Genomic DNA, 14,322 nt, shown 5'->3' with positions numbered 1-14,322 from the left:
TTTATTCTTCGTCTGGGAACCACTCCTGTAGTAGTTCACGCGAGCGTTCGAGCTCTTTTTGCCACGTATTAACACCCACAACCGTTGGTTTAAGCAAAATCACCAATTCGGTTTTCTCAGTCAGCTCAGAGGTGTTACGAAACAGATACCCTAAACCGGGTAAATCCCCCAAAAAAGGGACTTTAGATACTTGATTGGAGGTGTTGGATTTCATTAATCCACCAATCACCACCACGTCACCATCTTGCGCGCGGATTACCGAGTCTGATTCGCGGATGGTACTACGCGCCAATGGTAAAATGATCTTGGTGTTTCCGTAATCAATCTGTTTATTCTGTTCTGCCACCTCAATCACAGCAGGATGAACGTGCAACAGCACATTGCCTTGATCATCAATTTGTGGCGTCACATCAAGCGATATACCCGAGAAAAATGGCGTGAGTTGAACATCTGGTGCGACATTAGAGTTCTCGCCATTTCCGACTACACCTGTCACATCGGTGACGTAATATTCATCGGTACCGACTTTGATCACTGCTTTTTGGTTGTTAGCCGCGGTCACTCTTGGGCTGGACAGGACATTTAAATCACCCTGAGTGCCCATGAAATTGAGCACAGCTTCAAAACTGCCATCTGAAATAGTGACATTGGTTTGGCCTTGCAGAAGAGTGCCAATCGCATCCATCCCCGGCAATAACGAAGCGGCACTACCGACCTTATTAATCACGACGTCACCATTGCCAAACGACATATTTGACCAATTGATCCCTTGCTGGTAGCCATCACTCAAGGTGACTTCTAAAATTTTCGCCTCAAGGATCACTTGTCGCTGCAAACGCTGTTGGGAAATGCCTAGAAACTCTCGCACTTCACGTATTTCATCAGGGTAGGCTCGCACAGTGATTACGCTCGCTTGTGGAGTGACAACAACGCCTTGCCCTCTACCCGAACCAATCAAATGTGCTACCGCATTTTCAAGTTGTGGCCAAAAATCACTTTCACTGGTGGTTTCAATTTCCGTTCCACCTTTAGAATTACTGGATGAGTTGTTTGAACTAGAGCTAGAACTACTCGAGGAACTAGAACCGGTATACGTATTAGTGATCGTACCGGTGGTGATGGAAGTTAAAGAACGGCCCGTACGTTTAAGTTGTAGATAATCAACCGGGATAGTCACCGTACGCAGGCCTGACGGGTAAACCTGAATCACTTTACCCTTTTTGATAATTTCATAGCCATACATGTCGCGCACGACGGCCAATACATCATCCAAAGTCACGTCGGTTAGATTTACCGTTACATTTCCAGTAACTTCAGGGTGGATGGCGGCACTAAATTCAGTTCCTTTCACTAAACTGGCAAAAAATACCCTTGCATCCACATTATCAGCTTGGATACGAAAGCGTTTGACCGTTTCTTGACTACGCGTAGTGATTCCCTCTATTTCAGGCATCAAGTCCGCTTCTACGGACGCTGGTAGCACGGCTAGGTTTCGGCTGTTAGCTTCATTAATCGCCTGATTCAAAGACTGTTTCATCTCAACTGGATCGCGATGCCCCATAGAACAGCCCATTAATGATGCGATGACTACGCCTAATACGATTTTACGCATACGATTTCTATACCTTACTGCTTGATGTCCAGAGAAAAGAGGCCTAAATTCCACGTTTTTCCTCTGCGAGAAAGAGTCACTTGCTGTGGTTCAATGGCTTCTACTGTGTAGCCAAATAGTGACTCTCCGATGCCAACGACTTGATCGTTAAGTACTGCCACACAAGGTATGTTTTGTTGGCATACAATACTTTGCAACCTTGGTAACGGGTAGCTCTCTGTCTTATTGGCAGGTGATGCACTCTCACTTACCCAACCTAATGGCGCGGTAGGATCTTGCGCTGCCCAACTACTGCATACAACACACATCAACAGCAGTGAAAAAACGGATCTAACCACCAATAAACTCCTGTCTAATGCCTAATGTGTACACTTCCATAATGACTCTGGCTTGAGGGTAGTTTTCTACCTTGTATTGGAAATGACGCCAATAATACTTCATCGGTAAACTTTCTAAGTTGGCCAAATAATTCAATATTGCGAAGTAATTACCAGTGAACTCCAATCTCACAGGATGAACATAATAACCTGAATATTCAGAAGCTTGATTGTTATTTGCAATCGGCTCTGCTGCTAATGATTCCATGGAGACAAAAGTGAGATCCGGACTGGTTGCCAAAACGCTTTCAAGCAATTGCGCCATCTTCGCAGGAGTAATCAGTGAATCAACCAAGGCGGATAGTTCAAGCGAGAGCGCTTGGCTCTGTTCCATTAATTGTTTAAATTCTAGGTTAATCTCTTGATTCGGGTCTTTATTAAGCTTAGCAGTCAATAACAGAATTTCACCTTGCATGCGCTGGTTTATCTGCTCAACAGACTGAAGCTGCAACTGATTAGCCGCCACCGATTTCATCGCAGGTTCGAGTAACAAGCTAAACAGGAGCAGCGCAATCACTACTAAACCGCACAAGGCGATCAACATTTTTTCACGCGAACTGATGGCTAAGAATTTGTTGCTGATGCTCTGCCAATTCATTGGCTATCCTCCGCTTTGGTTTTGAGCTCAAAGATGAGAATGCCTTGCTCATTGCGCGCAATTTTTAACTTTTCAAAACTACGTCCCACTAGGTTAAGTTCGCTTTTAAACTGACTTAACCAGTTTGGAATATCTTTCGCCTCTCTGGCCAAGCCTTGCAAATCGAGCTGCTCATGATGGATGGTAATAGTCGTTAAGGAAATATCATCTCGGCTCAGTGTGGCTAGCGATCGCATCACCCCGGAGTAACCGACCTGTTGTGATTGGTCAAACTCATTAATTGAATCCAATGTGGCTTGTTTGGCCTTAATTTGATCTTTTAAACGCTCAATCGCTGCGATTTTTTCAGGCGATGGTTTATGTTTCTCTACTTTCTGTTTGGTCGTTTCTAATTCAGCAGCAAGGGCTTTATTTTGCGCTTGTTCGGTTTGCAATTGCAGTTTTAATTCACTATTTCGCCATTGATAACCGGCATAAGTGAATAGCATCACTAAAGCAACAGCACTCCAAACCGCACAAACCATGGATAGTGAAAAGTACTCTTTCTTCGGCTTCAGATGGGCCGGGTATAAATTGAGCATTGAATCGTCAATGCGAGTCACTTGCTCCACCAGCAGATGTGCCGAACTCGGTAACCGCTCATCAAGCAAGGAAACTTTGACACTTAGGCGCTCATTTAATGCACCGACCAACTCTTGCTGATCTTCTTCATCACATAGCACTTTTAGCTGATGTAATGAGGCACTTTTAAGCTGCGAGGAAAGGTAATCAATCGAACGTTGCAGTTCTAATGCTAGACCATCGAGCTGTAAAATCGAGCTCGCGACGCCAGTAATGGGAGAGACAACCCCTCTCATTGTGCGTTGAAAACAGCATTTTCGGTCCACAAATGCGTCAAACTTAAAGCTGCTGTTTTTACTGCGCTGTAGCAGCAAAAAATGCTCAAGCTCACCAGCACTTCTCGCCCATACTTCATCTTCGGGAATCACTTTGCCTAACAGAAACCCCATCGAACTCAACTGCGAAGCTACTTCTAATACCGTACGTTTTGAAACCACATAAGCTTGAATTTTATTATCAGTAGGTAATGGGAAAGCATCAGCGATGATATCGGTAATTTTCTCTGTCACCAGATCTTTCAATAAAAATGGTAGAGCGACTGACCACTCTTGTTTGGGTAACTGCGGTTTTTCTATTTGATAAGTTTGATAAAAATGAGCGTGGAGGACAAGGTTAATTACCGTACCCTTAATGTTGAGCGGTTTGAGTGCGTGAAAGAGTACCTGTTGCCAGGTCTCTCCATTCAGCGGGATCTCTGTCGGCAAAACCGCATCATCCAAAGCCGAGAAATAGAGAGCATCAGGCCTTACGACAACGAACAATTGCCGCAACGTCGCTTTAGATGGTTTTAATTTATCAATCAGTGACTGAAGATTCATATAGGTTCGCTTTTATTTTTTACGCCAACGATTTCTTCGCCCTAAGGTCACGCTAGGGCTAATTATTTTCTCAGGTAACAAAGGCTGTTCTTCTTCAAACAGTCGGCCTTGCCCACCATGAATGCCTAGGTTTTTTAGCGTTTGCCACTCTTGCTCTGTTTCGACACCGACCGCGATAACTTGAGTCTGAGTACCACCACAAGCACCAAGCATGCTACGAACAAACAGTTGATTCTCATGCCGTTGATCGATTTTCTTCATCAAGCTGCGGTGCAATTTCAGGAAATCAATCTTAAGGTCTTTGATATAGTGAGTGCTGACAATGGTTCTTCCTGCTTGCCCTACTACTACCTTAGCACCAAGTCCGGAGATCATCTTAATAACGGGGCGCATATAATCGAGATGCTGTACTAACCGACCTTCAGGAAACTCAAAGGAGAGCTGCGATCTACTACTCGAGGTCAGTTGCAGCAATTCATGCCGGAACCACTTAAAATACTGCTTATCGGCGAATGGAATCACATGCAAGTTCACTGACACATTGGCCTTAACTTCAGAGCTTTTAAGCAAACGAACGACTTTAAGCAATACGGCTCGATCCATCACCATTTCATAACCAACCGTTTCTAAGGCAGAATGAAAGCGAGAGGTTTTTATAACACCTTGTTCTGGATCATCAATACGCGCAAACAACTCATCATGCAACCATACTAAATCATTCGTCTTTTCAAGCAAATAGCAAGGTTGACGGAATAAAATTATTTTCTCAGGCGTCAGCACCTGATCAAACAAAGTTCGCCAACGCACACTGCCCCGTTCCTCTTGGAAAAAGGTACTCTTTTTAAAGCGGCTCCATGTATTCACTCGCTGTAACTGAGCACTTTTTAGTGCCGTTTCTGCCTCATCCAACACTCGGCCACGCCGCTCGCCTTCGCTGTACATACTGATACCTATATGGCACCAGTTTTCTTTATCGAGCGGCTCAGGAGGCGATATGCGCGCTAAAAGATTCAAGCATTGTGTGGCAATAGAAGCAACCTCTTTCACCCCTTGATGTGGCACAAAAATGGCAAAATCGGTATCGTAATAACGCGATAAAATCACATCTGGGTAACGCTGTATGACGTTGGAGATGTTCTCACCGACTTCCACGACGAGATCATCAGCCGCTTTTTTATCATTTTCTTCGCACAGAGAATCCCAATCATCGATACGCACTAGCAAAACGCCACCACGCGCGCCATTTTCTAACAAGGCTGATTCCAATTTGCTATCGAAAAGGACACGGTTGGCCGTACCCGTCAATTTATCTAAGAAGGTTTGGGTCCGGATGAAAGTATCAAAGCGGCTGCGCTCTTGACGAGCATCTTGTAGCTCATCAATCAGGACATCGAGCGCCTCACTCGCCGTATAAGGCCACTCGCGGTGATCACCTTTGGCATATTGCTCAACTCGACCGGCGAGAATCATTCGCCCTCGCTCCTCCAACAATTCAGATCCCAGCAATTGCTCTTTAAGCCACTTTACTCCACGAATCAAACAAAACACGATCAAACCAACGGCTAATGTGATGGACCACATAGCGCCAAACGAATAGTTATAACTGAGATAGGGAGGAATGGCTTCAAAACTAATGATGTAGTCAGGATTACGTTCAAGGATAATATCGATATGGTACAAACGGGCGGGGTCGACTTTGGATGAGGTATCTTTAAAACGGTAAATGACGCCAGCGGGTGAAGAGAGCTGCATTTCAACAATGCTACTGGCTTGCAACATTTTTGGCATCCAACGTTGCAATGAGTAAGCAGCATCAGGATCTTCTATTTCTTTATCGACCACCTCCACAATTCCTGCTAGGTAGTGATTGAGATATTCTTGTCCAAGCCGTTGAAAAGACAAAGTTCCACCAACAAACAAAATGAACATTGCACTGGTTACGATGAGCGTAACAAAAGCCACTAACCGAGTACTCAGTTTCAGTGTTGGTGTATACCGCATGAATGCCGAATTCCTTTTCAACGTAAATTTTGTCGATCACTAAGCTGTGCTGACAAATAAGAAAATGCTACTAAAAATGCTACTAATAGTGATAACTATATAAAAAAGCCGCGGTTTTCGCGGCTTTTTTCAGCATTCTTTTGCTAAAACGGGATGTCGTCATCAAAATCCATTGGTGGCTCATTATACTGAGGTTGAGCCTGTTGAGGAGCTGACTGCTGCTGTTGCTGTGGTTGCTTTTGCATCGCAGGCTGCTGAGGTTGCCCCCATCCGCCACCTTGTTGCTGTTGTGGTTGCGGCATTCCACCTTGCGCTGTAGCACCACCTTGAGCACGGCCACCCAACATTTGCATCACACCATTAAAGCCTTGTACGACAACTTCGGTGGTATAACGATCTTGTCCACTTTGATCTTGCCACTTACGAGTTTGTAGCTGACCTTCAATGTATACTTGTGAACCTTTACGCAAGTATTCACCAGCCACTTCAGCTAATTTGCCAAACAGCGCAACACGGTGCCATTCGGTTTTTTCGCGTTGTTCGCCAGTTGCTTTATCACGCCATGAGTCTGACGTTGCAATGGTGATATTTGCCACAGCAGCGCCACCAGGCATATAACGAATTTCTGGGTCGTTACCTAGGTTACCCACTAAAATAACTTTATTTACTCCACGGCTTGCCATGTTTTGCTCCGTCTTCCATCATGAGTGTTCTTTAAATAGCTGACTAGGATACCACGCTTTATGCGAGGCACAAATCTTCACAGAAATAGTTGTCAAAATTCATCTCACAATCTTGTTCAATTTCCTATTTTTTAGAACCGCCACCTCTAATTTAAGGATGACAAAACACTCAGTTACCTTACTATATGAAACTAAGCGCAATTTTATTTATCTCGTTGGCTTTATAACCTAATTTCCGTCATTTTCTAGGCCGTTGTCTAACATTCTCGTCAACAGGAAGTGACCATGAGAAAAGCAAACTATACCCGCACCATTTACTTTCTTTGCTTAGATAAAGAGCAAGAACACCCTTATATTGACCATTTAACCGATCGGCTTGGACTGCCCATTCCGAAAATTGAGCCAGAAACCCTGCGCCAAGCGTATTGTTCAGATAAACACAAAATATTGATGATTGACCACGCCGATTATGCGTAGTTGCAACGACGCTTGGGAAACTGCCCATTAAACAGTCAGCATCATGAAACGATCCTCATCAATGTGTTGCAAAGATTAACCACGAATGACTTATTAACCTTTGGCCATTTAAAAGGGCTATTTTATAAAAATGACACCTTAGATAAAATTGCATTCGGGCTTGGCGAAATCATTAATGGACAAAATTGGCTACCCAGACACGCTGTAAGTCAGTTACTGCACTACTATCGCTACGCGTTTGAGTCCCATACTGCTCAAGTGATTACAGACTTAACCGCCCGCGAAATACAGATCCTCCGCTGCTTACAAACTGGCGCATCGAATAACCAAATGTCGGAAGATTTATTCATCAGTGAATTCACGGTCAAATCACATCTCTACCAAATATTCAAAAAGCTATCGGTCAAAAATAGGGTCCAAGCGATTGCATGGGCCAATCAAAATATTCTGTCTTAATTATGTGCTTTCACGCAGAATTTAACTGAGTTCGCCGCTTTAGTGGTGATAGCGTTTCATAAAGCATGATAAGGTTGCGCCATCAATTAACAATTCAAATAAAAATAAGGTTATAGCATGATCAAAAAATGCCTATTCCCAGCCGCTGGCTACGGTACACGTTTTCTTCCAGCGACAAAATCAATGCCCAAAGAGATGATGCCAGTCGTCAATAAACCCTTGATCGAATATGGTGTTGAAGAGGCGATTCAAGCTGGAATGACCGGGATGTGTATTGTGACTGGGCGTGGAAAACACTCGATCATGGATCACTTCGATAAAAACTATGAGCTAGAGCATCAAATTAGTGGCACCAACAAAGAAGAGCTGCTGGTTGATATTCGGGAAATCATTGATACCGCCAACTTCACCTACATTCGTCAACGTGAAATGAAAGGTTTAGGCCATGCGATTTTAACGGGTCGAGAGTTAGTCGGCGATGAACCTTTTGCGGTGGTGCTGGCCGATGACTTATGTGTCAATCAAGAAAAAGGCGTTTTGGCACAAATGGTCGCTCTCTATAAACAGTTCCGCTGTTCTATTGTTGCCGTTCAAGAAGTGCCTGAAAAGGAAACACATAAATACGGTGTTATTTCCGGTGAAATGATCAAAGACGATCTGTTCCGAGTGGATGACATGGTTGAAAAACCAGAACCAGGCACCGCACCAAGCAATTTAGCCATCATTGGTCGCTACATTTTAACCCCAGATATTTTTGATCTGATTGAGCAAACAGAGCCGGGCAAAGGTGGCGAAATTCAAATTACCGATGCGCTACTCAAACAAGCGCAATCAGGCTGTGTATTGGCGTATAAATTCAAAGGCCAACGCTTTGACTGCGGTAGCGTAGAAGGCTATATCGAAGCCACTAACTACTGCTTTGAAAACATGTACAAAAAGAACGAACAAAAAGTCGCGTTGGATAAACATTCGACTCATAAAGCTTAAGTAAGCTAATGCGTTAGTCACCTAGTGCGTTAGTAACCTAGTGCGTCAGTAACCTAGCGCCTCCCCAATAAAAACCACGGCAAGTTCCGTGGTTTTTATTTACTGTTTTTTTATTCCAGTGTCTATTTGCACAAAACTCACACTATGCAATACTTGCCTAACTTGTGTTACATAGAGCCTAGATGATGGACAAAATTGAAGTTAGGGGCGCTCGAACCCACAACCTGAAAAATATCAACCTGACCATTCCACGCGATAAATTAACAGTGATTACAGGGCTATCAGGCTCGGGGAAGTCATCTCTCGCCTTTGATACACTCTACGCAGAGGGCCAACGCCGCTATGTTGAGTCGCTCTCTGCCTATGCACGCCAATTTTTATCTTTGATGGAAAAACCGGATGTTGACCATATTGAAGGTCTTTCACCGGCTATCTCTATTGAACAAAAATCAACCTCGCATAACCCTCGTTCTACGGTTGGCACCATTACCGAAGTTTATGACTATTTGCGCCTGCTTTATGCGCGAGTCGGTGAGCCGCGCTGTCCTGAGCACAAAGTTCCACTTCGCGCTCAAACCATCAGCCAAATGGTTGATAAGGTGTTGGAATTAGCTGAAGGTTCAAAACTGATGCTGCTTGCACCGATTGTGAAAGAGCGCAAAGGTGAACACGTTAAAACGCTGGAAAACTTGGCCGCGCAAGGTTTTATCCGCGCCCGTATTGATGGTGAAACGTGCGATCTGACTGATCCACCAACCCTTGAACTGCACAAAAAGCACACCATTGAAGTGGTGGTTGATCGCTTCAAAGTTCGTCCTGACCTACAGCAACGCCTAGCCGAATCCTTTGAGACAGCACTCGAGTTGTCAGGCGGTATTGCTGTGGTTACTGACATGGATGGTGAAGGCGAACAGATTGTATTCTCAGCCAATTTTGCTTGTCCACACTGTGGCTACAGCATGCAGGAGTTAGAGCCTCGGCTGTTCTCATTTAATAACCCAGCGGGCGCATGCCACACCTGTGATGGTTTAGGCGTACAACAATATTTTGACCCTGAACGCGTTATCCAAGATAGCCAACTCAGCCTTGCGCAAGGAGCGATTCGTGGCTGGGATCAGAAAAATTACTACTACTTCCAAATGCTCACATCACTCGCTGCGCATTATGATTTTGATTTACATACCCCATTTAACAAACTGCCCAAAAAGGTTCAGGAAATCATCTTGAAAGGCTCGGGGAAAACTGAGATTGAGTTTAACTACATTAATGATCGTGGTGATATTCGGGTTAAACGCCATCCGTTTGAAGGCATTCTCAATACACTTGAAAGGCGTTATCGCGATACGGAATCTAACTCAGTCCGTGAAGATTTGGTGAAATACATCTCGACCAAACCTTGTACCTGTTGTAATGGCACCCGTTTACGCATCGAAGCTCGCAACGTATTTATCAATGATACCGCGCTACCGGAAGTGGTGGAACTGAGCATTGCCGATGCCTTGCAATTTTTCCAATCTCTTGATTTAGAAGGCCAACGAGCACAAATTGCTGAAAAAGTAATGAAAGAGATCAATGACCGTTTGCATTTCCTCGTCAACGTTGGGTTGAATTATCTCAACCTTTCTCGGAGTGCTGAAACCCTGTCAGGAGGGGAAGCACAACGGATTCGCTTAGCGAGCCAAATTGGCGCTGGACTCGTTGGGGTAATGTACGTCTTAGATGAGCCATCGATTGGGCTCCACCAGCGTGATAACGAACGGCTATTAAAAACGCTCACGCATTTGCGCGATCTAGGCAACACGGTATTGGTTGTAGAGCATGACGAAGACGCCATTCGTATGGCCGATCATGTAATTGATATTGGCCCCGGCGCTGGTGTGCATGGTGGGCAGGTCGTCGCAGAAGGGAATGTGAATGACATAATTTCCAACCCTAATTCGCTCACAGGACAGTACCTGAGCGGCGCGAAAAAAATTGCGATTCCTACCGTGCGTACCCCGAGAGATCCCAAGAAAACGGTGGAGCTTATCGGTGCGTCGGGTAACAACCTCAAGACGGTTGATTTATCGATTCCTGTTGGCTTATTTAGCTGCGTAACAGGGGTTTCAGGCTCCGGTAAATCAACCTTAATTAATGATACCTTTTTTAAAATTGCTCATACGGCCTTAAATGGAGCCACCACAGCAACGCCTGCTCCATATCAAAAAATCAAAGGGTTAGAGCATTTTGATAAGGTCATCGACATTGACCAGAGCCCGATAGGCCGAACTCCCCGTTCAAACCCAGCCACCTATACAGGCATTTTCACGCCGATCCGCGAGCTATTCTCTGGCACTCAAGAGTCTCGCTCTCGGGGCTATAAACCGGGTCGTTTTAGCTTTAACGTACGTGGTGGACGCTGCGAAGCATGCCAAGGTGATGGTGTGATTAAGGTTGAGATGCACTTTTTACCCGATGTTTACGTGCCATGCGATGTGTGTAAGGGTAAACGCTATAATCGTGAAACATTGGAAGTCCGCTACAAAGGCAAAGCGATTGATGAAGTGTTGGAGATGACCGTCGAAGATGCTTACGCTTTTTTTGAGCCCGTACCGATGATCGCTCGCAAACTCAAGACCTTGATTGACGTGGGTTTATCCTACATACGCCTCGGACAAGCGGCGACGACTTTGTCAGGGGGCGAAGCTCAACGCGTCAAACTGGCTCGTGAACTATCAAAACGCGATACAGGGAAAACCTTGTACATTTTGGATGAGCCAACGACAGGCTTACACTTCCATGACATCCAACAGCTCTTGACCGTACTGCATCGCTTGCGCGACCACGGCAATACCGTGGTGGTAATTGAACACAACTTAGATGTGATCAAAACCGCAGACTGGGTGATCGACCTAGGGCCAGAAGGTGGACAAGGCGGCGGCGAAATTATTGCTCAAGGAACGCCCGAAGATGTGGCTCAGATCGAAGGTTCACACACGGCACGCTTTCTTAAGCCTATGTTGAAATAGAAAAAAACGGTAAAGTAGAGAAACCAGCAACTGGTTGCTGGTTTCTTTTAATTGGAACGCGAGACCTATGGCAACATTGCATCTAAGCGGCACACAACTTGAAGCACAAACACCCGCCATCCCCTTAAACAAACCCTTTTTGCTTTCGATTGGCATTCTCTATTTACTGGCAATGCATTTTTTTATGCCTAACCCTGGTGGCTCAGGTCTAGCTTTATCTTTTAATCCAACCACTTGGCTTGCTCTTAGTTTTACGCTCTCATTAGGTCTGTATCAACTCGCATCTAACCGTAGGTTACGCTATTCCAAACTGACCATCGGTCTTTTTATCAGTTGTACCATCATGACGGTTCCGCTGCTTTACACGAATGCTCAAATTGACGCATCGCTGAGTCGAATGCTCGGGTTATGGACTGGGCTGCTTTTTTTTGTATTGCTGCAACAATTTCGTTTTAGCAACAAACATAAGCAGCGATTGCTCTGGTTTATCGTACTCGCGGCATTGATTGAAGCCCTATTTGCTCTGTATCAATACTTTTTGCTTTCACCCGAGAATATTTTTGGCTACGACTCCCTTATCAACCGCCCTTACGGCATTTTTCAGCAACCGAATGTGATGGCGAGCTTTCTCGCGACAGGGCTGGTTATATCTGGCTATTTACTGGCTCGTCAACCGAAGAAATACAATCAGCATCTCAGCGAAGTGAGCCTACTTTATGTCACTCCACTGCTCACTGCGCCGTTGTTGGTGATATTAGCCTCGCGCACTGGTTGGATTGGCGCGATACTCGGAACACTTTTTGTTCTGCCTTACTTGTCTAAATTTTCAACGCCTAAACGATTTTGGGGATGGAGCGCTGCGACGCTATTGGGTATTGCTTTAGGGTTTGTCGCTGTCTATTCCCAAGGCACGGGCGATTTTCTAGAGAATAAGGCTGATTTAGAGAGCCCTCGCCGTTATACCTTTCCTCAAACCATCGATATGGTCATAGAAAAACCCTTCACGGGTTATGGCTATGGCAGGTTTGAATCTGAATATTTGCTTTATACCGCAAGGCAACACCAATTAAACCCTAGCTACCAACCGGGGTTGGCGTCGATGGATCATCCTCATAATGAGTTACTATTCTGGGCAGTGGAAGGCGGTTTGTTACCTGTGTTGGGGATCGCACTGGCTATGCTTTTCGTGCTCATGCGGATGTATTCGGCCAAGAAAGGGACTAGGCTTGCGATGTTCGCCCTTTTCATCCCTATCGTGTTACATAGCCAGCTCGAATATCCGTTTTACCATTCGGCTATTCACTGGGTAACCTTCATCATTCTTCTTTTTTGGGTTGATCAGCGAGTGGCTAAATACCGTTCAATTCCTTTTAGCATGATCAGTAAATCCCTGTTTCGAGTGTTGAGTTTAGTACTACCGATCTTAACGAGCTTTTATATGCTCAGTGCTCTGCACAGTAACTATGTGCTTACCCAATTTGAAAAATCTCAACCCAAGAATCCAGATATCCTGAAAAAGGTGACAAATCCCGTAGTTTGGCAAGACCGCTTTGATTGGGATGTCTACAGCACTTACCTCAACATTGGCCTGTATAATCAAGATCCTAAATTGATTACGCCGTACATCGACTGGTCATTGGCCATCATAAAACATAAACCGCGTCCTGCTTTTTACAATAATCTGATCTTGGCTTACCAAGGTATTGGTGACGAAAGCCGCGCCGAGCAAATTCGCTCCGAAGCCGCATTTTTGTTCCCCAATATGGATTTCAGTGAGGTGCAGTATAGCCCGCCAGCCAGTTCGGCTAATCGTTCGTCTGCCAATTAAATCGAGCATATGAGCCTTATTCATAAAAAAAGCTTTCCCAAAAATAGAGAAAGCTTTTGACCGTTGGGCTTATTTCACACTCCAACCAGTAGATCTCACGGCAGGATGGGTGGCTTACGTCACTGGTGGAAAATCCAACACCATGGTAGCAACGCTGAAATAGATGATCACCCCGATAGAATCAGCAATGGTCGTGATCAACGGAGCACTGGCTGACGCAGGATCGAGCTTAAACTTATTCAGAATGAATGGGAGTAACATTCCGACGATACAACCAATAATCACCACAATTTGCATCGTTACCGCAACAACAAAAGCAATATCACTACCGCCTCGCCAAAAACCCAATAAAGAGACAGCGATAGCCATTGTTGCCCCTAATAACGCCGCAATCCCTAACTCTCGCACCAACATGGATAGCCAATCTTTCATCACCACTTCACCAGTGGCTAAGGCTCGAACCATCAACGTTGCTGACTGGGATCCTGCATTACCGCCGCTATCAATCAACAGTGGTAAGAAGAAGACCAAGGCGACATAGGTTTGAATCGTCTCCTCAAAGTACGCAATACCGGCACCAGAAAAAAGATTACCAAAGACTAACAACACCAGCCAAAACACACGTTTCTTGTACATTAGCCATACACTGGCTTCTTTAAGGTTACCGGTAAAACCAACCGCAGCGACTTTATGAAAATCCATATCCGCTTGCTGCTCGGCCACGTCCATCGCATCGTCATAAGTCACTATACCGACCAAACGAAATTGCTCATCAAAAACAGGCACCGCAAGTAAATCGTATTTACTGATGGCTTGCGCTGCACACTCTTGATCTTCATCAGCTCGAACAAACACT

Annotated in this window: 10 protein-coding genes and 1 pseudogene; 4 read left to right on the top strand and 7 right to left on the bottom strand. The window is 45.0% G+C overall.

The annotated features are described in order from the left end of the window. Position 1: 1 nt before the first annotated feature. From mshL to VOR_RS0115350, 6 genes are all read right to left on the bottom strand, one after another. Positions 2–1,612, bottom strand: coding sequence for a pilus (MSHA type) biogenesis protein MshL (mshL, locus tag VOR_RS0115375; protein WP_010320587.1), 1,611 nt, complete (start codon positions 1,610–1,612; stop codon positions 2–4). 14 nt (positions 1,613–1,626) lie between these two features. Next, positions 1,627–1,953, bottom strand: coding sequence for an MSHA biogenesis protein MshK (locus VOR_RS0115370; protein WP_033197482.1), 327 nt, complete (start codon positions 1,951–1,953; stop codon positions 1,627–1,629). Then, complete coding sequence (locus tag VOR_RS0115365) at positions 1,943–2,587, bottom strand: type II secretion system protein GspM (protein WP_010320585.1); 645 nt, start codon at positions 2,585–2,587, stop codon at positions 1,943–1,945. Before VOR_RS0115365 ends, VOR_RS0115370 begins: the two co-directional genes overlap by 11 nt. Then, positions 2,584–4,026 carry a hypothetical protein gene (locus tag VOR_RS0115360; RefSeq protein ID WP_010320584.1) on the bottom strand — a complete coding sequence of 481 codons (1,443 nt, stop codon included), beginning with the start codon at positions 4,024–4,026 and terminating at the stop codon, positions 2,584–2,586. Before VOR_RS0115360 ends, VOR_RS0115365 begins: the two co-directional genes overlap by 4 nt. Before the next feature lie 12 nt (positions 4,027–4,038). Then, positions 4,039–6,027 carry an RNase E specificity factor CsrD gene (gene csrD, locus VOR_RS0115355; protein ID WP_010320583.1) on the bottom strand — a complete coding sequence of 663 codons (1,989 nt, stop codon included), beginning with the start codon at positions 6,025–6,027 and terminating at the stop codon, positions 4,039–4,041. Between the two features lie 143 nt (positions 6,028–6,170). Next, the gene (locus tag VOR_RS0115350) at positions 6,171–6,710 is read right to left on the bottom strand and encodes a single-stranded DNA-binding protein (protein WP_010320582.1); all 540 of its coding nucleotides are present in this window, start codon (positions 6,708–6,710) and stop codon (positions 6,171–6,173) included. Between the two features lie 285 nt (positions 6,711–6,995). On the opposite strand from VOR_RS0115350, the pseudogene VOR_RS18045 reads away from it, so the two are divergent. The 4 genes and pseudogenes from VOR_RS18045 to VOR_RS0115330 all read left to right on the top strand — a co-directional run bounded on the left by VOR_RS18045 (position 6,996) and on the right by VOR_RS0115330 (position 13,466). Beyond that, a pseudogene (locus VOR_RS18045) lies at positions 6,996–7,643 on the top strand (LuxR C-terminal-related transcriptional regulator). Between the two features lie 117 nt (positions 7,644–7,760). Next, positions 7,761–8,630 (top strand): UTP--glucose-1-phosphate uridylyltransferase GalU, encoded by an 870-nt coding sequence (gene galU / locus VOR_RS0115340; protein ID WP_010320581.1) that lies wholly within the window; start codon positions 7,761–7,763, stop codon positions 8,628–8,630. Between the two features lie 185 nt (positions 8,631–8,815). Continuing rightward, on the top strand, positions 8,816–11,638 hold the full coding sequence (uvrA, locus tag VOR_RS0115335) for an excinuclease ABC subunit UvrA (RefSeq protein WP_010320580.1): 2,823 nt from the start codon (positions 8,816–8,818) through the stop codon (positions 11,636–11,638). A 67-nt stretch (positions 11,639–11,705) separates the two neighbouring features. Next, complete coding sequence (locus VOR_RS0115330; protein ID WP_010320579.1) at positions 11,706–13,466, top strand: PglL family O-oligosaccharyltransferase; 1,761 nt, start codon at positions 11,706–11,708, stop codon at positions 13,464–13,466. A gap of 114 nt (positions 13,467–13,580) precedes the next feature. Here the strand turns inward: VOR_RS0115330 and mgtE are convergent. After that, positions 13,581–14,322, bottom strand: a 742-nt coding sequence (gene mgtE, locus VOR_RS0115325; RefSeq protein WP_029627270.1) for a magnesium transporter, incomplete at its 5' end; no start/stop codon positions are given.

This window comes from Vibrio ordalii ATCC 33509, from assembly GCA_000257205.1.
Taxonomy (GTDB): domain Bacteria; phylum Pseudomonadota; class Gammaproteobacteria; order Enterobacterales; family Vibrionaceae; genus Vibrio; species Vibrio ordalii.
This window is presented reverse-complemented; position numbering and strand designations above follow the sequence as displayed.